General features: G+C 54.7%; 17 protein-coding genes. 9 read left to right on the forward strand and 8 right to left on the reverse strand.

Annotation, left to right across the window (positions count from 1 at the left end; all coding sequences use genetic code 11):
- Positions 1–52: 52 nt before the first annotated feature.
- On the reverse strand, positions 53–946 hold the full coding sequence (locus AC4PCC_RS11395) for a LysR family transcriptional regulator (RefSeq protein WP_492124584.1): 894 nt from the start codon (positions 944–946) through the stop codon (positions 53–55).
- 237 nt (positions 947–1,183) lie between these two features.
- Between AC4PCC_RS11395 and AC4PCC_RS11400 the strand changes: the two genes are divergently transcribed.
- A complete protein-coding gene (locus AC4PCC_RS11400; protein ID WP_492127499.1) occupies positions 1,184–2,410 on the forward strand; it encodes an MFS transporter in 1,227 nt (408 codons plus the stop codon).
- Positions 2,411–2,459: 49 nt separating this feature from the next.
- Here the strand turns inward: AC4PCC_RS11400 and msrA are convergent, their stop codons facing one another.
- A complete protein-coding gene (gene msrA, locus AC4PCC_RS11405) occupies positions 2,460–2,990 on the reverse strand; it encodes a peptide-methionine (S)-S-oxide reductase MsrA (protein ID WP_492124585.1) in 531 nt (176 codons plus the stop codon).
- Positions 2,991–3,003: 13 nt separating this feature from the next.
- The gene (locus AC4PCC_RS11410) at positions 3,004–3,663 is read right to left on the reverse strand and encodes a TetR/AcrR family transcriptional regulator (RefSeq protein WP_492124586.1); all 660 of its coding nucleotides are present in this window, start codon (positions 3,661–3,663) and stop codon (positions 3,004–3,006) included.
- A 305-nt stretch (positions 3,664–3,968) separates the two neighbouring features.
- Here AC4PCC_RS11410 and bhsA point away from each other — a divergent pair, with 305 nt between their 5' ends.
- From bhsA to tus, 4 genes are all read left to right on the forward strand, one after another.
- A complete protein-coding gene (gene bhsA / locus AC4PCC_RS11415) occupies positions 3,969–4,223 on the forward strand; it encodes a multiple stress resistance protein BhsA (protein WP_492124587.1) in 255 nt (84 codons plus the stop codon).
- Between the two features lie 745 nt (positions 4,224–4,968).
- Positions 4,969–7,008: a choline transporter gene (locus tag AC4PCC_RS11420; RefSeq protein ID WP_492124588.1), complete on the forward strand. Its 2,040-nt coding sequence runs from the start codon at positions 4,969–4,971 to the stop codon at positions 7,006–7,008.
- A 609-nt stretch (positions 7,009–7,617) separates the two neighbouring features.
- Positions 7,618–8,019 (forward strand): H-NS family histone-like protein, encoded by a 402-nt coding sequence (locus AC4PCC_RS11425; protein ID WP_067710373.1) that lies wholly within the window; start codon positions 7,618–7,620, stop codon positions 8,017–8,019.
- 175 nt (positions 8,020–8,194) lie between these two features.
- Entirely contained in the window at positions 8,195–9,127 is a 933-nt protein-coding gene (tus, locus tag AC4PCC_RS11430; protein ID WP_492124589.1) for a DNA replication terminus site-binding protein, read from the forward strand.
- A 157-nt stretch (positions 9,128–9,284) separates the two neighbouring features.
- On the opposite strand, the gene AC4PCC_RS11435 is transcribed toward tus, so the two are convergent.
- The 4 genes from AC4PCC_RS11435 to AC4PCC_RS11450 form a co-directional block, all read right to left on the reverse strand.
- Positions 9,285–9,944, reverse strand: coding sequence for a DUF1345 domain-containing protein (locus AC4PCC_RS11435; RefSeq protein WP_492124590.1), 660 nt, complete (start codon positions 9,942–9,944; stop codon positions 9,285–9,287).
- A 150-nt stretch (positions 9,945–10,094) separates the two neighbouring features.
- Entirely contained in the window at positions 10,095–11,492 is a 1,398-nt protein-coding gene (gene fumC, locus AC4PCC_RS11440) for a class II fumarate hydratase (protein ID WP_492124591.1), read from the reverse strand.
- A 91-nt stretch (positions 11,493–11,583) separates the two neighbouring features.
- The gene (locus tag AC4PCC_RS11445; protein WP_492124592.1) at positions 11,584–12,729 is read right to left on the reverse strand and encodes an MFS transporter; all 1,146 of its coding nucleotides are present in this window, start codon (positions 12,727–12,729) and stop codon (positions 11,584–11,586) included.
- A complete protein-coding gene (locus AC4PCC_RS11450) occupies positions 12,726–13,268 on the reverse strand; it encodes a TetR/AcrR family transcriptional regulator (protein ID WP_492127500.1) in 543 nt (180 codons plus the stop codon). The genes AC4PCC_RS11445 and AC4PCC_RS11450 overlap by 4 nt, the downstream gene beginning before the upstream one ends.
- 185 nt (positions 13,269–13,453) lie before the next feature.
- Here AC4PCC_RS11450 and manA point away from each other — a divergent pair, with 185 nt between their 5' ends.
- Both manA and AC4PCC_RS11460 read left to right on the forward strand, forming a co-directional pair.
- Positions 13,454–14,623, forward strand: a complete 1,170-nt coding sequence (manA, locus tag AC4PCC_RS11455; protein ID WP_492124593.1) for a mannose-6-phosphate isomerase — start codon at positions 13,454–13,456, stop codon at positions 14,621–14,623.
- 148 nt (positions 14,624–14,771) lie between these two features.
- Positions 14,772–16,280 carry a YdgA family protein gene (locus tag AC4PCC_RS11460; RefSeq protein WP_492124594.1) on the forward strand — a complete coding sequence of 503 codons (1,509 nt, stop codon included), beginning with the start codon at positions 14,772–14,774 and terminating at the stop codon, positions 16,278–16,280.
- Between the two features lie 16 nt (positions 16,281–16,296).
- Here the strand turns inward: AC4PCC_RS11460 and malI are convergent, their stop codons facing one another.
- Positions 16,297–17,328: a Mal regulon transcriptional regulator MalI gene (malI, locus tag AC4PCC_RS11465; RefSeq protein WP_492124595.1), complete on the reverse strand. Its 1,032-nt coding sequence runs from the start codon at positions 17,326–17,328 to the stop codon at positions 16,297–16,299.
- A 191-nt stretch (positions 17,329–17,519) separates the two neighbouring features.
- Between malI and malX the strand changes: the two genes are divergently transcribed.
- Together malX and AC4PCC_RS11475 are read left to right on the forward strand one after the other, a co-directional pair.
- The gene (gene malX / locus AC4PCC_RS11470) at positions 17,520–19,109 is read left to right on the forward strand and encodes a maltose/glucose-specific PTS transporter subunit IIBC (protein ID WP_067710355.1); all 1,590 of its coding nucleotides are present in this window, start codon (positions 17,520–17,522) and stop codon (positions 19,107–19,109) included.
- A 43-nt stretch (positions 19,110–19,152) separates the two neighbouring features.
- The gene (locus AC4PCC_RS11475) at positions 19,153–20,340 is read left to right on the forward strand and encodes a MalY/PatB family protein (protein WP_492124596.1); all 1,188 of its coding nucleotides are present in this window, start codon (positions 19,153–19,155) and stop codon (positions 20,338–20,340) included.
- Positions 20,341–20,426 lie beyond the last annotated feature (86 nt).

Here is a 20,426-nt window from a genome sequence, read left to right on the forward strand (position 1 = left end):
GGCTGGAATTGTGACTGGCTGCACATAAAGGTGCCGTACAGCAGGCCAAATATCAGTTTTCATGCTGTAAAAGCAGTGCTTTCATCTGTTCAATTGGCGCGCTCAGCTCCCGTTTAGCCGACCATACCAGCCACATTTCGGTCCAGGCATCCTCTTCATGGAGCGGTATCCAACAAATATCCTCCAGCTGTACTCGTCGAAACGAGGCAGGAAGAAGCGATACGCCCAGACCGGTAGCCACCAGGCCGAGGATAGTCATGGCCTCCCCCACTTCCTGGGCAATATCAGGCACGATGCCGTACTGTGCCAGCAGCCTGAGAATTTCGGAATACAGTGCGGTGCCGACCTGTGGGTCAAAAAAAACAAAGGGTTCCTTCGCCAGCTGGGTTATCGAAATACGCGGCTGGTTCGCCAGCCGGTGGGCACGATGCACGACCGCACACAGGGGTTCGCGCAGCATAAGCTGATGTTGCAACCTGTCAGGCAGCGGCGTATTGCGCATCACACCCAGATCAAGACGCCCCTTTAGCAGCGGGTCGAGCTGCTGGCGCGTATTGATCTCCTGCATCTGAATATGTACCTGCGGGAAGCGCTGACGAAAGGCGAACAGCGCCTCGGAAACCGCGGTAATAAAAGGCGCTGAAGAGGTAAAGCCAATGCGCAGTACTCCTTCATGTCCGTTATGCAGCCGCTGGGCTTTATCTGCCGCCTGCGTAACGCTCTCCATAATCTGGCGGGCATCAATCAGAAACTGAGCGCCTGCCGCCGTCAGTTGTACGCTGCGATTAGTGCGCGCAAGCAGACGTGCACCCGTCTGCTGTTCCAGAATCTGGATCTGTTGGCTCAGAGGCGGTTGAGAAATGTTTAGCCGCTGCGCGGCACGGCCAAAATGCAGCTCTTCAGCAACGGCGATAAAATAGCGCAGATGTCGCAGCTCAATATTCATAGGTTATATGTATCATTTGAGATTATTAATATATTAGACATCATATTAATAGCTCAATAAAGTAAAAGCCGTGAACCTTCATTCAAAAATCAGGGAATAGCAGTGAATCATTTATCTCACACCGCCGGTCAGGGCAGCGACGATTGCCCTGCTGCGGTTAATACCCGGCCCGATAACGACGCATCCGTGGCCCCTCAACCAGTTGGCAGCACCGGTTACCCTCCTCATGCCGCAAAAATAAATGCGGGTGGAGATGCTACACCGGCTGCGACCCGGGGCGTTAATCTCTATATTAAACGCGGCACGCCACAGTTTATGCGCGTTACGCTGGCGCTTTTCTCTGCCGGTCTGGCGACGTTCGCCCTGCTTTACTGCGTACAGCCAATACTGCCGGTGCTTTCGCAGGAGTTTGCCATTTCTCCCGCCGCCAGCAGTATCTCGCTCTCCATTTCCACTGCCCTTCTGGCACTGGGGTTGCTGATCACCGGTCCGCTCTCTGACGCCATTGGCCGTAAGTCGGTGATGGTCACCGCCCTGCTGCTGGCGGCGATCTTTACCCTGATTTCGGCCACCATGAGCAGCTGGCACGGCATTCTGATTATGCGGGCGCTGACCGGTTTGGCGCTGAGCGGCGTCGCTGCCGTAGGAATGACCTATCTGAGTGAGGAGATCCACCCCAGCGTCGTGGCGTTCTCAATGGGCCTGTATATCAGCGGTAACTCGATTGGCGGGATGAGTGGCCGTCTGCTGAGTGGGGTGATCACCGATTTCAGCTCATGGCGGGTCGCGCTGGCGGTGATTGGCTGTTTCGCGCTCGGTTCGGCGCTGATGTTCTGGAAAATCCTGCCGCCATCGCGCCATTTCCGTCCCGCTTCCCTCAGGCCACGCAGTCTGTTTATTAACTTTCGGCTCCACTGGCGCGACAGCGGCTTACCCCTGCTTTTCGCCGAGGGTTTCCTGCTGATGGGGGCATTTGTCACCCTGTTTAACTATATTGGCTACCGTCTGCTGGCTCCGCCCTATTCGCTCAGCCAGGCCATTGTCGGTCTGCTGTCGGTGGTCTATCTGACCGGGACGTGGAGCTCGCCTAAGGCGGGCGCAATGACCGCCAAATATGGCCGCGCCAGCGTGCTACTTTTTTCAACCTCAATGATGCTATCTGGTGCGGCGATCACCCTGTTCAGCAACATGTGGCTGATTTGCCTCGGTATGATGATCTTTGCCGCAGGCTTTTTTGCTGCCCATTCGGTGGCCAGCGGCTGGATCGGCCCACGAGCCAGGCGGGCTAAAGGCCAGGCATCTTCGCTTTATCTCTTTAGCTACTATTTGGGTTCGAGTCTGGCAGGCACGCTGGGAGGGGTTTTCTGGCATCACTTCGGCTGGAATGGCATTGCAGGGTTTATTATTCTGTTACTCGCCGTCGCGCTGGCGGTAGGTATGCGTTTAAGAAGTCAGGCTGTTTAGAAATAAAAGCAGGCAGCAGGCCACGTGCCTGCTGCCCGGTTACAACGAATTACAGGGTACGATCGGCGAAGCGCTTCTTCAGCTTCTGCAGTTTTGGAGGGATCACTGCCATGCAGTAGCGATTCTCCTGACCTTCGCCAGCCCAGTAGTTCTGGTGATAATCTTCAGCCGGATACCACTCCGTCGCCGCTTCAACCGTCGTCACAATCGGGTCGCTGTTATCCAGCTGCGCACGCGCAATGGCGGCTTTAGCTTCGATAGCCTGCGCCTCATTCAGCGGGAAAATAGCCGAACGATACTGCGGGCCGATATCGTTACCCTGGCGATTAAGCTGAGTTGGATCGTGCGTGGCAAAGCTGATGTCCAGCAGATCGCCATAGCTGATTTTTTCCGGGTCGAAACCAAGGCGGATGGCCTCTGCATGACCGGTATCACCGTTGCACACCTGGCGATAGGTCGGATTAGCAACGTGGCCGCCAATATAGCCGCTTTCGACTGAAACAACGCCGTTAATCTGTTTAAAAACGGCCTCGGTGCACCAGAAACAGCCTCCGGCGATGATTGCGTATTCAGTTGTCATCAAAACTCCTTATTTAGTTTTCGACAATGGCTTTATCGCAGCCTGTTCGGCTCAGTACGGGCCATTGCAGCATAAGAGTAGCAATAATACTATCCAGTTGGTGGCGAGTGGCCCCTTCGCGCGCCTGAACCGACATGCCCTGTAAGATGCATCCCAGAAAGGTTGTCAGCGCAGAAATATCGGTCTGCGCGTCCAGTTCACCGCTGGCCTGGCGCGAGAGCAGAAAGGCTTTTAGCTGATTTTCCAGATTTTTATGCCGTGAGCGTAGCATATCCGCTACGGCAGCGGAGTCAGCGGAGAGCGCCGTTGAGGTGCAAATAAAAAAACAGCCCGCGGGATTTTTACCGTCGGTAAAGCAGGCGGCCGTTGAGCGGAAATAGCGCTCAATTCCCTGCGCGACGCTGCTTTCCGGGCAGGAAAGCGCGTCCTGACGCTGAACACCATAGATTTCAATATAGCGATCGACCACGGCGCGGAATAAACCCTCTTTATTGGTAAATTCCGCATAAAGCGTGGGTGCCTTGGCGCCCGTTGCGTCGACCAGGTCAGACAGAGAGGTCGCTTCATACCCATGACGCCAGAACAGATCCAGGGCTTTATCCAGTGCTGCCTGACGATCAAAGGTCTTGGGTCTACCCCGACTTTTCGGCGCGCAGATTTCCCGTTCGGTCATAGCTCCTCTCTTAGCTTATCGGCAGCATGAAATAAATTACCGATCATTATAAAAACATTCCCCCTCGCTGTCGAGGGCCGCGTTCTGTCGCCGCCTGACGACGTCACCTCTCGAAAACACTGCGCTGAGAAATAAAAAAATGGTCACTTTAAAAACAATCTAATCAGATGCTTATCAAATTAATTAACGAACGATAATAAAATAGCATTGACGGAGGCCTTTAACGAGCCTAGCATTTAGTTATTGATCGTTAACTAATAGCGCTCAACACCCTTAATAACATTAAACATACACGAGAACAGACCATGAAAAACCGCACAATCACCCTGGCCGCCCTGCTACTGGCGACCGTTTCCTTCGGCAGTTTTGCCGCCGACATTGTGGGCTCACAGCCCGGCAATCAGCAGGCCATTGGCGTGGTGTCCGCCTCGGGGAGTAATCTCTCAACGCTGGAATCACGGCTGTCTGCTAAAGCGGACGCCGCAGGTGCATCGGCATTTCGCATCACGTCAACCACCGGCAATAATCGTATGCATGCCACGGCCGTTATTTACCAGTAACCATCACGTCGTTGCCTGTGATTCACAATACAGAACCGATAAGGCTTGATGATGAAAAAGATTATGACAGCAGCTGCGCTTGTGCTGGGCTTAGCCTCCTTTAACGGAGTCGCGGCTCATTTAGTTGAAAGCACTCCCACCGGTCAGCAGGATACGGGCGTCATCTCGACCGGCAGCACCAGCCTGACGCCATTAGGAGTACAGCTCTCGGAGAAGCCGGTACTGGCGGGCACATGATCTTTATGCATCATTTTGACCTCTGGCCACAGCAGCCTGTATGGCACCGCCATCCTTAAATCATGATTATCTTTCTGCCAGCCGCCATACGGAGACGTTATGGCGGCATTATTTTAGCCGTTGTCCGTCGCACACGAATAAAATACCTCCAGCGCTCAGATAATAATTACCCTTCCCATTATAAATTTCACTGGTCTTCTATTTGTCTTCTATACTGTTCTGTCCGCTAATAAAACCCCACCACTCATGATGGTATTTAGCGGTAAACGAGTGTGAAATTATTTTTAATTGAATGCTCAATCAATAAAACCTATGATAGTGGATTATAAATGAAACTTCACTCGCCGGGGGCAGTAGAAATATGAATTAACTTACTCATTATCATCAAGAAAATTACACCTGATACCTTCCCCAGTGTAATTAGCGGATATACGGCCTTTTTCCCAGTATGCGCTAAGGGACGCTTTGCGAAGATCGGGATACTCCTTGTGCAATTTTCGGAGACGATATGCCGACGACAGAATTACCTAAAAAGCCACAGCAGGACCGCATTAACCCGGTGGTTTTTTATACTTCCGCCGCCCTGATCCTGCTTTTCTCAGTGACCACCATTCTTTTTACCGATTTTGCCGACCGCTGGATTAATAAAACGCTGGCGTGGGTTTCCGCCACTTTCGGCTGGTATTACCTGCTGGCCGCGACGGTATATATCGTATTTGTGGTAGCCATCGCCGCCTCACGATTTGGCTCAATTAAGCTGGGGCCGGAACAGTCAAAACCAGAATTTAGCCTGATGAGTTGGGCCGCGATGCTGTTCGCTGCGGGGATCGGTATCGACCTGATGTTTTTCTCCGTCGCCGAACCCGTCACGCAATATATGATGCCGCCGGAAGGCCAGGGCCAGACGATGGAAGCCGCGCGACAGGCGATGGTCTGGACGCTGTTCCACTACGGCCTGACCGGCTGGGCAATGTACGCCCTGATGGGCATCGCGCTGGGCTACTTCAGCTACCGCTATGGGCTGCCGCTGACCATTCGCTCTGCGCTCTACCCTATCTTTGGTAAACGTATTAACGGGCCGATCGGCCACTCCGTGGATATCGCCGCCGTGGTGGGCACCATTTTTGGTATCGCCACGACGCTGGGGATTGGGGTGGTACAGCTTAACTACGGCCTGAAGGTACTGTTTGACGTCCCTGAAGGCTTAACGGCGCAGGCCGGGCTGATTGCGCTATCGGTGATTATGGCGACCATCTCGGTGACCTCCGGCGTGAACAAGGGTATACGTATCCTGTCAGAGATAAACGTGCTGCTGGCGCTGGGGCTGATTCTTTTTGTGCTGTTTATGGGCGATACCAGCTTCCTGCTTAATGCACTGGTGCTGAACGTGGGCGACTATATTAGCCGCTTTATGAGCATGACGCTGAACAGCTTCGCCTTCGATCGCCCAACCGAATGGATGAACAACTGGACGCTGTTCTTCTGGGCCTGGTGGGTTGCCTGGTCGCCGTTTGTGGGCCTGTTCCTCGCCCGTATTTCACGCGGAAGAACCATTCGTCAGTTTGTGGTCGGTACGCTTACCATACCCTTTATTTTCACCCTGCTGTGGCTGTCTGTCTTTGGCAACAGCGCGCTGAATGAAATTATTCACGGTAATCTGGCGCTGGCCCAGGAAACGCTGGCGCACCCGGAGCGCGGTTTTTACAGCCTGCTGGCACAGTATCCGGCGTTTACCTTTAGTGCTTCGGTCGCCACGATCACCGGCCTGCTGTTCTATGTCACCTCGGCGGATTCAGGTTCGCTGGTGCTGGGTAACTTTACGTCACAGCTGAGCGATATCAATAACGATGCCCCCAACTGGATACGTATCTTCTGGTCAATCGCTATTGGACTGCTGACGCTCAGCATGCTGATGGTAAATGGCGTGAGCGCCCTGCAGAAGACCACGGTGATTATGGGCCTGCCCTTTAGCTTTGTGATCTTCTTTGTGATGGCCGGGCTGTATAAGTCTCTGAAGGTGGAAGATCACCGTCGGGCCAGCAGCGCGGTCAGCACGCCACCGGTGCCGGTGTCACGTGAGGATCGCCTTAACTGGAAACAGCGCATTTCACGCGTGATGAACTATCCGGGCAGCACCCATACGAAAAAGATGCTGGATAACGTCTGTCGCCCGGCGATGGAAGAGGTGGCGGTTGAGCTGGAGCGCCGCGGCGCCCAGGTACAGGTCAGTGAGTTGCCTCCGCTGGAAGACGAACGTCTGAACCATCTTGAGATGCTGGTCAATCTCGGCGAGGAGCAGAGTTTCCTGTACCAGATCTGGCCGCAACGTTATTCGGTGCCGGCCTTTACCTACCGCGCCCGCAGCGGTAAGTCAGACTATTTCCGGCTTGAGACCTTCCTGCTGGAAGGTACGCAGGGTAACGATCTGATGGACTACACCAAAGAGCAGGTGATTAATGACATTCTCGATCAGTACGAGCGTCACCTGACCTTCCTGCATATTCACCGTGAAGCACCCGGTAACTCAATGCCCTTCCCCGAGGCATAATTAACCGGTGTTAAATCATAAGGGTCAGACTTCAGGTCTGGCCCTTTTTTTGTGGTGATGCCTGAACGGTATTTTCAGCAACTACCGAGTGAAGATGGGCTGTATATTGAAGCAACGCGCTGTGTTTCTTCGCTTACAGTATGTTGTAACTAATAATATCAGTTAAAAATGATGACCTTTTTTTAAGCTGTCTTTATTAAAATTTAGCATTGTCGGTCGTAACCCATCAGCGGAGTGAGCGGTTGCGCTGATTTAAAAAACGCTGTGCAGATTGTCTGCAAGACTCTCAGATAATAATGCGTCATGTTGACCCGGAGGGTGAATAAGCGTCCTGCTATTGCGCTTTTCGATAGGGGGAATGAGGAAATCCTTCGCCGGATTTATGCTTTCACCATCTTCTTTTATCCATGGTCACCAGGAATGTTCTTAACAATGAGGCTCTAATTAGCCTCCCCCGTTCGGCTGGAGAATGGCAAAAAAGCAAAATAAATAAAATAAAATCGCTATTTTTTATATTTAGGTGTTTTTAACCGCCGAATTTGCCTGTACACTGGTTTCCGAAACGTACACTGATTAATTTTAAACCACTCTAACACTACGGATCCCTTTATGAGCGAAACTCTGAAAGTACTAAATAACATTCGAACCCTTCGTGCTCAGGCTCGTGAAGTTTCATTATCTGAACTGGAAGAGATGCTGGAAAAGCTAGAAGCGGTCGTTAACGAACGCCGTGATGCAGAAGCCGCCATCGCTTCTGAAATCAAAGAAAAAGAAGAAAAACTGGCAAAATATCGCCAGATGCTATTAGACGACGGCATCGATTTAAGCGAACTGACGTCAGCCGAGAATACCTCCGGCAAATCACGTTCTAAGCGTGCACCTCGTCCAGCGAAATACCAGTACAAGGATGAGAATGGCGAAACTAAATCATGGACCGGTCAGGGCCGTACGCCAGCAATAATTAAGCAGGCGCTTGACCAGGGTAAAAAACTGGAAGATTTCCTGATTTAATCTTCTGACACCGCGCTGGCCCGGCTGGCGCGGTGAGTTTCTGCTGTATACTCTGCCTGCGTTGTCCCACTATTCCCCTGCCCTGTTATATTTTCCAGCTTTCATTACGCCATCCCTGTTGATAATATTCCCTATCCTGACGGGTAAATAATATGTTGTAACTAAGGTAATTCAGATGAGCCAGTATTATGATGCCGTAGAAAATCTTCATCGCTGTGTCGGCCAGCTGGAGGCTGAGCTAAGCAATCTTACCGCCCTGCTGTCCGGACAGCGCCTGCTGGCGGCCCGCGTGTTTGAGCTTCCACTCATACAAAAAGGTGAAGAGCACGAACCGCTGAGCGAGATCGCCGTGCAGCAGCACCTGGCTCAGCCTGCACTTGCTCGCACCCTGGCGCACTACTGTCGGCTGTTTATGCAACATCAGTCCGAAACCACCAGCACAAAAGCGGCCGTGCGGCTGCCCGGCGTAATATGTCTGGAGGCTTCTGAGGGAATAACCTCATTAATCACTGAAAACGTCTCAGCGGTTAATAATCTTAAGCAGCGACTTGAGCAAATTATTACCGTCGATTCCGGCGTGCCCAGCGAAGAACGTTTCGAATTTGTCCATACGCATTTACGGGGGCTTATTACGCTAAATGCTTATCGTGCTATCACCCTGCTCCATGCGCCCGACTCCGTCCGGTTTGGCTGGGCGAATAAGCATATTATAAAAAAGGTAAGCCGTGATGAGATGCTGGAGAAGCTAAAAAAGAGCCTCACCTCTGGCAGGAGCCAGGCTCCATGGAGCCGGGAGCAATGGGCCGAAAAAATTGAGCAGGAAATGGCGACAATTAATTCCCTGCCGACTTCAGCAGTACTGAAGATTAAACGGCCCGTTAAGGTCCAGCCAATTGCCAGAGTCTGGAATAAGCAGCAGCAAAAACAAACTCAGCTTGCCTGCCCCTCCCCGCTGCTGGTGCTTTGCCCGGATAGTGCAAGCGTACCTAAAATAGGTGAGCTGCTGAATTACAATGTCGGTAACATCACGCATCGATTTAAGCCAGAGGCTAAACCCCTGTTCCCGGTCATTTCCCGTCTGCATCTTTACAGCGACAGAATAGACTGAACAAAAATCATTCTTTCGGACCGTCTCAAAGCAGGTTAATTAAGCCTCACATTTTGCTGCTTTATGCCTGCAGGATATATAAGACCACGCGATAACAATCAGGCGTAGGGCGGTCTTCGTGACCCCCTGCTAAGCCACAGGGTGTCGTTTGTGCGTATTAGCTTAATAAGCCGGCGCCAACGTTAATCGACAATCCCAAAATGGCCAGATTAAACACAAATGATATAACCGATTGGAGGAGAGCTATTTGCCGCATATCGGTTGTGCCCGTCGCCACATCGGCCGTTTGTGACGCAACGGCAATGGTAAATGAGAAATAGAGAAAATCCCAATAGCCTGGCTCTGCGGGCTTTTCAGGAAATATCATTGGCGTGACATCGTCACTGCGGTGCAGATAATGATGATGGGCATAATGAATGGCGAAAGAGGTCGGCAATAACGCCCAGGAGACAATCAGCGTCGCCGCCGTCAGCAGCAGATGCAGTACACGCGGTGTTCCTTCGAGATGCTTAAGCGACGCCAGCTCCATCAGGATGGCCATAATACTGACCAGACAGGTGATCGTAACCATGCTGAGTACCAGCGTGGCCCCCTCATCCTGCGTTTTGGCAATATGCGGAATATCCTTTGCCTCCGTACGCAGCATGCGAAACCACAGGAAGAAGAGATACAGCCAGGCCAGCACGTTCCAGCCGATGAGCAGGCGCTGTAATATGCCCAGATGGGGTGGAAGATTAAAGAAACAGATCAGTCCGGCGGCAATGGAAATTAGCAGCCGAAGACGGCCGCGTAGCCAAAGTGGCGAAGAAAAAGTCATGATTTCAGGTAGCTTAAAGAGAACAGGTAGGTTAACTGTAGCGGAAATTGACCCACAGGTGGTGCGCGCGGCGACTTACCCTTTTAAAACGCCTGATGACTGCATCAGGCGTTTTTCATGACACGAACATCATGGCCCGTTCGGGGGCGATCAGGCCTTCATGCTGCCAACCATCTCTTCCGGACGGACCCACTCATCAAACTGTTCCTCGCTCAGATAGCCCAGCTTCAGGGCCGACGCCTTGAGGGTTAAACCCTCTTTGTGCGCCTTCTTGGCGATTTCCGCTGCCTTGTCGTAACCGATATGCGTATTCAGCGCGGTCACCAGCATCAGCGATTCATTTAAAAGCTGGCTGATGCGATCGCGGTTAGGTTCGATTCCTGACGCGCAGTGATGATTAAAGCTGTCCATACCATCAGCGAGCAGGCGTGCCGATTGCAGGAAGTTATGAATAATCATCGGGCGGTAAACATTCAGCTCGAAGTTACCGGAAGCGCCGCCGATGTTGACGGCAACGTCATTGCCCAGAACCTGGCTACAGAGCATAGTCATGGATTCACACTGGGTCGGGTTAACTTTACCGGGCATAATCGAGCTGCCTGGCTCATTTTCAGGGATCGCTATCTCACCGATACCACAGCGAGGCCCGGAGGATAACCAGCGCACATCGTTAGCAATTTTCATCAGCGAGGCCGCCAGCCCTTTCAGAGCGCCGTGTGCGTGCACCAGTGCGTCACAGGTCGCCAGCGCCTCAAACTTGTTTGGTGAGGTGACGAAGGGCAAGCCAGTCCGATCGGCCAGCTCTTTCGCGACCCGCACGGCATATTCAGGATGGGTATTCAGTCCGGTGCCTACCGCTGTTCCGCCCAGCGCCAGCTCCGCCACGTGAGGCAGGCTCTGTTCGATATGCCTGAGGTTGTGAGTCAGCATGGCAACCCAGCCGGAAATTTCCTGTCCCAGGGTGAGCGGCGTGGCGTCCTGAAGGTGCGTACGCCCTATTTTCACGATGTCGCTAAAGGCTTTAGCCTTATTATCAAGCGTCACCTGTAGCGCTTTAAGCTGGGGAATAAGCTTTTCCTGAACGGCCACCACCGCAGCAACGTGCATCGCAGTGGGGAAGACATCATTCGAGCTCTGGCTCTTGTTGACATCATCGTTAGGGTGCACCAGACGGGACATACCGCGTTCACCATTCAGGAGTTCACTCGCCCGGTTCGCCAGCACTTCATTCATGTTCATGTTGGTCTGCGTACCGGAACCGGTTTGCCAGATAGCCAGCGGGAATTCTTCGCTGTGTTTCCCTGCCAGCACTTCATCAGCCGCGCTGATAATGGCGTTGGCGCGCTCAGCGGGCAGCAGCCCCAAATCGTTATTCACCTGCGCGGCTGCCCGCTTGGTCAGCGCCAGCGCGTGTACCAGTTCAACAGGCATTTTTTCGGTTGAAATGCGGAAGTGTTCCAGTGAGCGCTGCGTCTGCGCACCCCAGAGTTTATCTGCCGGAACCTCTATCGATCCCATTGAATCTTTTTCAATGCGTGTGGCGGCCATCACTGTCTCCTTAGCACTCTGTCATTTATCGACCTTACTTTGCCTTCCAGGTAACAACCGGAGCGGCAAAGTTACATACAATAAATTAACATTATCTGCCGCTGCCGTCATTTCCCTGTGGCAGGACTAGCATCACTCCCCCGCCCAGCGCCGCGAAAAGCGTCAGGGCAATACCGGCACCTGCCGAGGAATAGAGCGTACCGAAAACCAGCGAGCCTGCCACCTGACCCGCTGCGAGGGTGAAAAACACCACGCCAACGCCGGATGCCGGCGCTGCTTTGGTGGCGGACGCGCCATACACCAGCAGCACGCCAGAGAGGGTGATGTAGCCCACCCCGCAGAGCGCAACCGCCGGTAACAGCCACCAGGAGAAATGATGGAGAAATGCCAGCAGCAGCAGCGGTGCCGCCATAAACAGCTGCGAAAGACGGTAGACCGGGTTCATGCCGATTAACGATGCCACCGGCCCCGTTAGCGCGCCCGCTATTCCCGCCCCGCCGCTTACCAGCCAGAGTAAACTGGTGGTATCCGCGTCCACGCCGCTATGATGTCGCAGGATCTCGGGTCCAAAGCTCCACCAGCCCGCGCTGGCCATGCCACTGACAAAGGCGATAATCACCAGCCGTATCACCGGGCGTTGCACCAGCGTTTCGCGCCAGCCCGGTTTCTCCCCGTCGCGCCTGATGCCCTCGCCGGGCAGAGAGCGGATAACGGGGATCAGACAGGCCAGTGCACAAGCGGCAAACACCACACAGGCTGCGCGCCAGCCGCCTGGCAGGTAGAGTAATATCGGAACGCTGAGAATAATGCCGCAGCCGGTCCCGGCATTGATGATGGTGTTTACCTGTGGCTGTTTTTTCTCCGCCACGCGCTGGCTAACCGCTGCGGCGAGGGACGGCGAGGCGAGGCCAGGCCCTGTGCCCGCAATAAACAGCCCTGCCGCAAGCATGAGGGGGCCGGATGAGAGGGCGAGCAGCAGCAAGCCAATCGCCGCGCAGCCTGCCGCCGCGGCCGCGGGGAGTTTAGGGCCAAAACGTTCCGCCAGCCGGGATGCCGCCGTGACGGACAGGCAGTAAGCCGCAAAGCTACAGGCCGACAGTACGCCCGCCATACGTGGACTAAAGGGAATATCCCGGGTGACGGCGGGTAGCATCAGTCCCCATGCGAATCTCGCCATCCCATAGGTGACCGCAATCAGCGCAAACCCCGTTACGCCTAATACCACTGTGGGTTTCATGATGGCTCACCCGCTCCGGCAACCAGCTGTGCCGCCGCCTCCCCCGCTCTGAGGGCCGCGACGGGCCCGATGATGAGCGCCGAGGTCACCGCGCCCTCAAACAGCATCCAGACGGCATCCGCCAGCGACGCGCTCCCACTGCCCGCCCAGTGCCTGATGCTGGATGCAATATACTCACGCATCCGGTAGCGATGGCCCAGCGCCTGCGCTGACAGCATCACATCCTGTCCGGCATATTCCCCCCAGGCCTTCAGAAAGAAACAGCCCATGCTGCCCTGCTCCTCCATCCACTGTCCGAGTACACTGAACAGCTGCCCGATGGCTTCCGGCTCCTGAGGCGGAAGCAGCGCCTGAAAAAACCTGTCATCGCGTTCGGTCATCACCGCTGCGGTCAGCGCCTCCCGCGAGGGAAAGTAGCGATAGAGGGTACGCGTTGAAACGCCCGCCTCGCTACAGATACGGTCCGTACTGGTGGCATGGAAACCGTTGGTATAGAACAGTCGTTCCGCCGTGCTGATAATTGCCTGTTTTTTTCTCATCATTAAAAAGTAAACCGATCGTTTTACTTTTGCAATGATGGCATAGAAAATAGCGCGGCTGCGGGGTCGGCTATAGCGGATTTCCGCGCAGCAAAAAATTCTGTTTATTGCCTTTAACCTTGTTTTTTTCCAGTAGTTTTCTGCTTTAATACGCCCAGTGATGATCAAATTAGGGATGAGTATTGATGAAAAAATTAATTAACTCGGTACAAAACTATGCCTGGGGCAGCCCCACGGCGCTAACCGAGCTCTACGGCTTCGCCAACCCTCAGGGCGAACCAATGGCTGAACTCTGGATGGGTGCCCATCCTAAAAGCCCCTCCCATATTGAGAGTAACGGCCAGTCCTGCTCCCTGCGGACGGTCATCGAGGCCGATAAAGAGCGGCTTCTGGGCCAGAAGGTAGCAAAACAGTTTGGCGAGCTGCCCTTTCTGTTCAAAGTGCTCTGTGCCGACAGGCCCCTCTCCATCCAGGTACATCCCAGCAAAGCAGCCGCAGAAGCCGGCTTCGCCAGGGAGAACGCCGCCGGTATCGATCTCGCAGCGGCCGAACGTAACTATAAGGATGCTAATCATAAGCCAGAACTTGTCTTCGCCCTGACGCCCTTCAAGGCGATCAACGGCTTTCGCGAACTGCATGAGATTGTCTCACTGCTGCAACCGGTTTCCGGGGCGCACCCCGCAATCGCCCACTTCCTGCTCTCACCGGCGATGAAAGGGCTGTCGGCGCTGTTTACCGCCCTGCTGTCGATGAGCGGCGATGAGAAGCGCCTGGCGCTGGACGTACTGCGAGCCGCAGGTCAGGGCCAGCACGGCGAGCCCTGGGACACCATTCACCTTATTGCGGCTGAGTACCCCGACGACAGCGGTCTGTTTTCCCCGTTGCTGCTAAACGTCATTGAACTCCAGCCGGGTCAGGCGATGTTTCTGTTTGCTGAAACCCCTCATGCCTACCTTCAGGGCGTGGCGCTTGAGGTGATGGCTAACTCAGATAACGTCTTAAGGGCGGGCCTGACGCCTAAGTATATTGATATTCCGGAGCTGATGAGTAACCTGCGCTTTGAAGCAAAACCCTGTGCCAGCCTGCTTACGCAGCCGGTGACAGACGGACACACGCGCTATTTCCCGGTACCGGTTGAGGACTTTGCCTTCTCCCTGCATCAGCTTGATGCCTCTCCGCTCACGGTCAGCCAGCAGAGTGCCGCGATCCTGTTCTGCCTTGAGGGGCAGGCGACGGTACAGGCGGGTCAACAGCAGCTTTCGCTGCTGCCCGGCGAGTCCTGCTTTATCCCGGCCTGCGAATCGCCCGTCAGCCTGGCGGGCAGCGGCCGTGTTGCACGCGTTTATAACGAATGAGCCAAATGCGGCTGACGTCAACTGCTGCAATTGCTATAGTTATCCAGATATTAAGCAAAAAACGCCCACGCGGCGTTTTTTATTCGCCGGGCATTTGCCAGCTGAACGGATTTGCCGGCACCAGTAACCTGAAAGGACGAAGTTACAGATGAAAAAGACAAAGATAGCGGTCGGCGTGGTGGTTGCGCTCGGCGTAATCTGGACTGGCGCGGCCTGGTTTACCGGCAAGCAGCTGGAAAAAAACATGGACAAGCTGGTACAGAACGCCAACGCCCAGCTCAACACGCTCTCTCCTGAGAGCCGCCTGCAATTAAGCTACCAGGACTTCCAGCGCGGCGTGTTCAGCAGCAAAACGCGCCTGGTGCTGCAATCCAGCTCGCAGACCGAAGACAACTCGATTATCAAACCCGGTCAGAGCATCGTCTTTGACGAAAAGATCGACCACGGCCCCTTCCCGCTGGCTCAGCTGAAAAAATTCAACCTTATTCCCAGCATGGCTTCCGTCCATACCCAGCTGGAAAATACCGACGCAGTTAAAAAATTGTTCGAGATGACCAAAGGGCAGTCGATCGTTCAGGCTGATACCCGTGTTGGCTACGGTGGTGCGACCGTCTCGGCCATTCATCTGCTGCCGCTGGACTACAACAATGCGCAGACCAGTGAGCGCTTCGCGTCAAACGGCGGCGACTTCAGGGTCAGCGCCGATGACAATGGCGACAAAGTCAGCGTAAACGGTCAGCTGGACAGCGTGGTATTAACCACGAAAAATCAGCTGAATATGCCGGTCCTCTTTACCGCAAACGGCCTGAAAATTGATGCTGACAGCCATCTCAGCCCGGAAGGGATGCGCATTGGCGACCAGAGCATCCAGCTGCAAAAACTCTCGGCCGCCGTTAACGGTCAGGAAGCCTTTATTGCGGAAGGCCTGAACGGTAAATCATCTTTTAATTCTGAAAAGAGCCTGATTTCCGGCAATATCGATTACTCGCTGGATTCCCTGAAGCTGCAAAATCAGAACTTTGGTCAGGGCAAACTGGTGGTTAAACTTTCGCAGTTTGATGCCAACGCCATGAAAGCCTTCTCGGAGAACTATAACAAGCAGGTTCAGGCCCTGCTTAACGATCCGGCTGCCAGTAACAATCCTCCGATTTATCAGCAGCGTATGAGCCAAATCCTCAGTGAAAACCTGCCGCTGCTGTTGAAAGGTGACCCGGTCATCAATATCGCGCCGCTGAGCTGGAAAAACGACAAAGGTGAGAGCAGCTTTAATCTTGCGGTTCACTTTAAAGATCCGGCTACCGGCAGCCAGCCGCAGGATATCGGTCAGGCCGTTGATAACGTGCTGAAAACCCTGGATGGTAAGCTCTCTATTTCGATGGATATGGCCACGGAAATGATGACGCATGTCGCCATGGCTGAAGGGTATAAGCAGGATGACGCGGCGAAGCTTGCCGATCAGCAGGTCAAAGGGCTGGCGGCTATGGGACAGATGTTTAAGCTGACCACGCAGCAGGACAATAACATTGTCACCAGTCTGCAGTATGCTACCGGACAGGTTACCCTGAACGGCGTTAAGACGCCGCTCGACCAGTTCCTGGCCCGCTATATGCTGGGCGCAGGGGGCACCGTTGCACCTCAGGAAGTGCCACAACAGTAGGTATTAAGGGCGCGTTTCAGGCTGAACCGCGCTCGATCAGCACCGGCGGCACGATGGTATGTTGAATCGGGCCGCCGGGATCGACCATTCTTTGCAATAGCTTCTTTGCCGCACTCCGGCCTATTTCACGCGCTGAACTGGTGACGAAAGTCAGTGGCGGATCGGTCATTTCAGCCGCGGGCACATCGCCAAATCCCACCAGCGCGACCTGCTGACCGTAATAACTGTCCACCGCCCCGTTGCCCGGCGTCCTGCCGCTGCGCTGTAAACCAAAGTAGCAGCCCAGCGCGACCGTCGCATTGTGGCAAAGGATAGCGGTAAGCGTGGGATGCTGATGCATCAGCCGTTCCGTCAACGTCGCCATATCCCGCTGCTCAGGCGCAGACTCGATAATCCACTCATTGCGAAACGGCAGCCCGTACTGCAACAGCGTGGCGCAGTAGCCGCCAATGCGTTCAGCCCGCGTCAGAGAGGATCCCGCCCCGCCGATCCAGGCTATGCAGTGGTGTCCTCGCTTGATCAGATATTCGGTAGCCATTTGGGCCGCATGAAAGTTATCGGGCCGGATAGCGTCCAGCTCGTCCAGGCTGCTGGCTCTCGAAGCACAAATCATTGCCATCTCCAGCTCGCGCGCTTTAGCGGCCAGGTGCGAGGCATTCTCCGCCCCGCCGCCCAGCACGATCCCCTCCGCACCCTGCGCCACCAGCGCATCAAAACAGCGATCGATATGTTCCCCCCGCTGGCCGCTCTGCGTCAGAAACAGCACTTTGCCCTGCTGTTCCAGCACCTCGCTCAGACCGGCGATCATTTCCGCGTAAAAAGGGTGGCTGATATCCCGGACGATCACGCCAATCACGCCGCTGGTTCCACCACGCAGCATGGATGCTGAACGATTAGGAATAAACCCCAGCGTCCTCACCGCCTGGCTCACGCGTTCCGCAGTGGCCGCTGAAATGCGCCCCTTACCGGAAAGCACCAGCGAAACCGTGGTGACGGAGACGCCCGCCTCATCGGCAACATCGTTAATGGTTATTTTCTTTTGTGACATAGCTGGCCGGTTTTGTTCGGTTATTCCCTCGCGCCCTCTATAGCGCCCCAGGTGAAACGTTACACCCTGCCGCCGGGGAAGAAAATGTTTGAATGGGTAAATACTGTGATAACAGCCGCATTCATCGTTGGTAAAACGTTTTATCATTCCGTTTTCAGCAGCCGCTGAACATTTTCCAGCCAGGAGTCACTATGTCGGCCAGTAAACCAAAAATCACCCTGTGGGAGTTTTTCCAAAGCCTCGGTAAGACCTTTATGCTGCCGGTCGCGCTGCTCTCGTTTTGCGGCATTATGATGGGCATCGGCAGTTCCCTGAGCAGCCACGACGTCATTGCGCTGCTGCCCTTTCTGGGTAACCGGGTTTTGCAGCTGATCTTTATGTGGATGAGCAGCACCGGTTCATTCGCCTTTAGCTATCTGCCGGTGATGTTCGCCATCGCTATTCCATTGGGTATGGCACGGGAGAATAAAGGCGTGGCCGCATTTTCCGGCTTTGTCGGCTTTGCGGTGATGAATCTGGCCGTTAATTTCTGGCTTCATGCCCGGGGGATTCTGCCAACCACCGACGCTGCGGTATTAAAGGCCAATAATATCCAAAATATTATCGGCATTCAGTCGATTGATACCGGGATCCTCGGCGCGGTATTTGCCGGGATCATTGTTTTCTGGCTGCATGAACGCTTTCATACCATCCGCCTGCCTGATGCCCTGGCGTTCTTCGGCGGCACCCGCTTTGTGCCCATTATCACCACGCTGGTGATGGGGCTGGTAGGATTACTGATCCCGCTGATCTGGCCGGGCTTTGCCGCCGCCATCGCCGGCCTGGGCTGGGTGATCAACGGTGCCGGGGACTTTGGCCCCATGATCTTCGGGACCGGTGAGCGCCTGCTGCTGCCGTTCGGGTTGCAGCATATTCTGGTGGCGATTATCCGCTTTACCGACGCGGGCGGCACGCTGGAAGTCTGCGGTCATAGCGTCAGCGGTGCCCTGACCATATTTCAGGCGCAGCTTTCCTGCCCCACCAGCGGTGGTTTTGCGGAGAGTGCAACCCGCTTCCTTTCTCAGGGTAAAATGCCCGCTTTCCTCGGCGGCCTGCCCGGTGCAGCGCTGGCGATGTATCACTGCGCCCGTCCGGAAAATCGACATAAAATTAAGGGGCTGCTGATCTCCGGCGTGGTGGCCTGCGTGGTGGGCGGCACAACGGAACCGCTTGAGTTCCTGTTCCTGTTTGTTGCCCCCTTCCTGTATGTGATCCATGCGCTGCTTACCGGCCTGGGCTTTACGCTGATGGCCGTGCTGGGCGTGACCATCGGCAATACCGACGGCAACGTGATTGATTTCGTGGTGTTTGGCATCCTGCACGGCCTGCAAACGAAATGGTATCTGGTGCCGGTGGTGTCAGCGATCTGGTTCGCGGCCTACTATGTGATATTCCGCTTCGCCATCCGCCGCTTTGATATTAAGACCCCCGGGCGCGACAGGGAGGCGCCGCGAACCGATAAAGGCCCGTCCACTGCGACGGTGGGGAAATCCGGCTATGACACGCCAGCCATTCTGGCGGCGCTGGGCGGCAGGGAGAATATAACCTCGCTGGACAACTGCCTGACCCGCCTGCGTCTGTCGGTTAAGGATATGAGCCAGGTCGATGACGCCGCGCTAAAGGCTAATCGGGTGATCGGTGTGGTACATCTGAATCAGCATAGTTTGCAGGTGGTGATTGGCCCGCAGGTTCAGTCGGTGAAGGATGAAATGGCCAGTATGATGCAGTCCGCATCAGCCTGAATTGCAACCGGCGGCCTGGCCGCCGTATTTAACCGGGGACGTTATGTTTGATTTTGATCGGGTCACGGACCGACATGGCAGCTGGTGCACCCAGTGGGACTTTGTGGCAGACCGTTTTGGTCGCGACGATCTGCTGCCCTTCACGATTTCCGATATGGATTTCCCTACCGCGCCGTGCATTATTACTGCGCTGCAACAGCGCGTGGCACACGCGGTGCTGGGCTACAGCCGCTGGCAGCACGACGACTTTCTTTCCGCGATTGAATACTGGTATCAGCAACGCTTCAGGCTAAGCATTGACCGCGAGCAGATTGTGTATGGCCCGTCGGTTATTTATATGATTTCTCAGATGATCCGTAGCTGGTCCTCACCGGGTGACGGCGTGGTGGTCCACACGCCAGCCTATGATGCGTTTTACAAAACCATCGCGGGTAATCAACGTCGGATGATGGCCATGCCGCTGCAAAAACAGGGCGCAGAGTGGCACTGTGATATGACGGCGCTGGAAGTGTTACTGGCGCAGCCGCAGTGCCGCATCCTGTTGTTATGCAGTCCGCATAATCCGACCGGCAAAGTCTGGTCGCGCGCCGAACTGGAGCAGATGTCGGCCCTGTGTCAGCGCTACAGCGTGCGCGTGGTAAGCGATGAGATCCATATGGATATGGTGATGGGCGAGGCGGTACATATACCCTGGAGTGAGGTTGCAGGCGAGCGTTGGGCGCTGTTCACCTCGGCCTCCAAGAGCTTTAACGTCCCGGCGCTCACCGGGGCCTGGGGGCTTATCAGCGATAAGCAGGACCGCACGACCTGGTTTCAGGCATTAAAAAATACCGACGGGCTTTCCTCACCGGCCGTGCTTGCAGTGGCGGCGCACATAGCGGCCTACCGCGAGGGCGGCGCATGGCTGGATGCGTTACGGTGCTATCTGGCTGCCAATCTTCATCACATTGCGCATCGCCTTAACAAGGCGTTTCCGCAGCTTAACTGGACCCCTCCTCAGGCAACCTATCTTGCCTGGATTGATCTCAATCCGCTGGGACTGGACGAGCGGCAGCTTCAGCAGGAGTTGATCAGTCATCAGCAGGTGGCAATGATGCCCGGCTCAACCTATGGTCGCGAAGGGACGGGGTTTTTACGCCTTAATGCAGGCTGTCCACGGGGTAAGCTGGATGACGGCCTCGACCGGTTAATTGCGGGGATCGCACGCTGCGTAGCTGCACAGCACAAATAACCATCATTCGCGGAGCAGTTTGCGCAATTCACTGGCGAAGTTGCGCAAATTGTTTTTATACTGTTATGCACTTTATATGACTTAAC

This window comes from Erwinia sp. L03-1 (genome assembly GCF_058686115.1).

What these genes read in the sequence shown, in the direction of transcription:
- AC4PCC_RS11395 (WP_492124584.1), bottom strand. Translation starts at nt 946, where the DNA reads ATGAATATTGAGCTGCGACATCTGCGCTATTTTATCGCCGTTGCTGAA.
- msrA (WP_492124585.1), bottom strand. Translation starts at nt 2,990, where the DNA reads ATGACAACTGAATACGCAATCATCGCCGGAGGCTGTTTCTGGTGCACC.
- AC4PCC_RS11410 (WP_492124586.1), bottom strand. Translation starts at nt 3,663, where the DNA reads ATGACCGAACGGGAAATCTGCGCGCCGAAAAGTCGGGGTAGACCCAAG.
- bhsA (WP_492124587.1), top strand. Translation starts at nt 3,969, where the DNA reads ATGAAAAACCGCACAATCACCCTGGCCGCCCTGCTACTGGCGACCGTT.
- AC4PCC_RS11420 (WP_492124588.1), top strand. Translation starts at nt 4,969, where the DNA reads ATGCCGACGACAGAATTACCTAAAAAGCCACAGCAGGACCGCATTAAC.
- AC4PCC_RS11425 (WP_067710373.1), top strand. Translation starts at nt 7,618, where the DNA reads ATGAGCGAAACTCTGAAAGTACTAAATAACATTCGAACCCTTCGTGCT.
- tus (WP_492124589.1), top strand. Translation starts at nt 8,195, where the DNA reads ATGAGCCAGTATTATGATGCCGTAGAAAATCTTCATCGCTGTGTCGGC.
- AC4PCC_RS11435 (WP_492124590.1), bottom strand. Translation starts at nt 9,944, where the DNA reads ATGACTTTTTCTTCGCCACTTTGGCTACGCGGCCGTCTTCGGCTGCTA.
- fumC (WP_492124591.1), bottom strand. Translation starts at nt 11,492, where the DNA reads ATGGCCGCCACACGCATTGAAAAAGATTCAATGGGATCGATAGAGGTT.
- AC4PCC_RS11445 (WP_492124592.1), bottom strand. Translation starts at nt 12,729, where the DNA reads ATGAAACCCACAGTGGTATTAGGCGTAACGGGGTTTGCGCTGATTGCG.
- AC4PCC_RS11450 (WP_492127500.1), bottom strand. Translation starts at nt 13,268, where the DNA reads ATGAGAAAAAAACAGGCAATTATCAGCACGGCGGAACGACTGTTCTAT.
- manA (WP_492124593.1), top strand. Translation starts at nt 13,454, where the DNA reads ATGAAAAAATTAATTAACTCGGTACAAAACTATGCCTGGGGCAGCCCC.
- AC4PCC_RS11460 (WP_492124594.1), top strand. Translation starts at nt 14,772, where the DNA reads ATGAAAAAGACAAAGATAGCGGTCGGCGTGGTGGTTGCGCTCGGCGTA.
- malI (WP_492124595.1), bottom strand. Translation starts at nt 17,328, where the DNA reads ATGTCACAAAAGAAAATAACCATTAACGATGTTGCCGATGAGGCGGGC.
- malX (WP_067710355.1), top strand. Translation starts at nt 17,520, where the DNA reads ATGTCGGCCAGTAAACCAAAAATCACCCTGTGGGAGTTTTTCCAAAGC.
- AC4PCC_RS11475 (WP_492124596.1), top strand. Translation starts at nt 19,153, where the DNA reads ATGTTTGATTTTGATCGGGTCACGGACCGACATGGCAGCTGGTGCACC.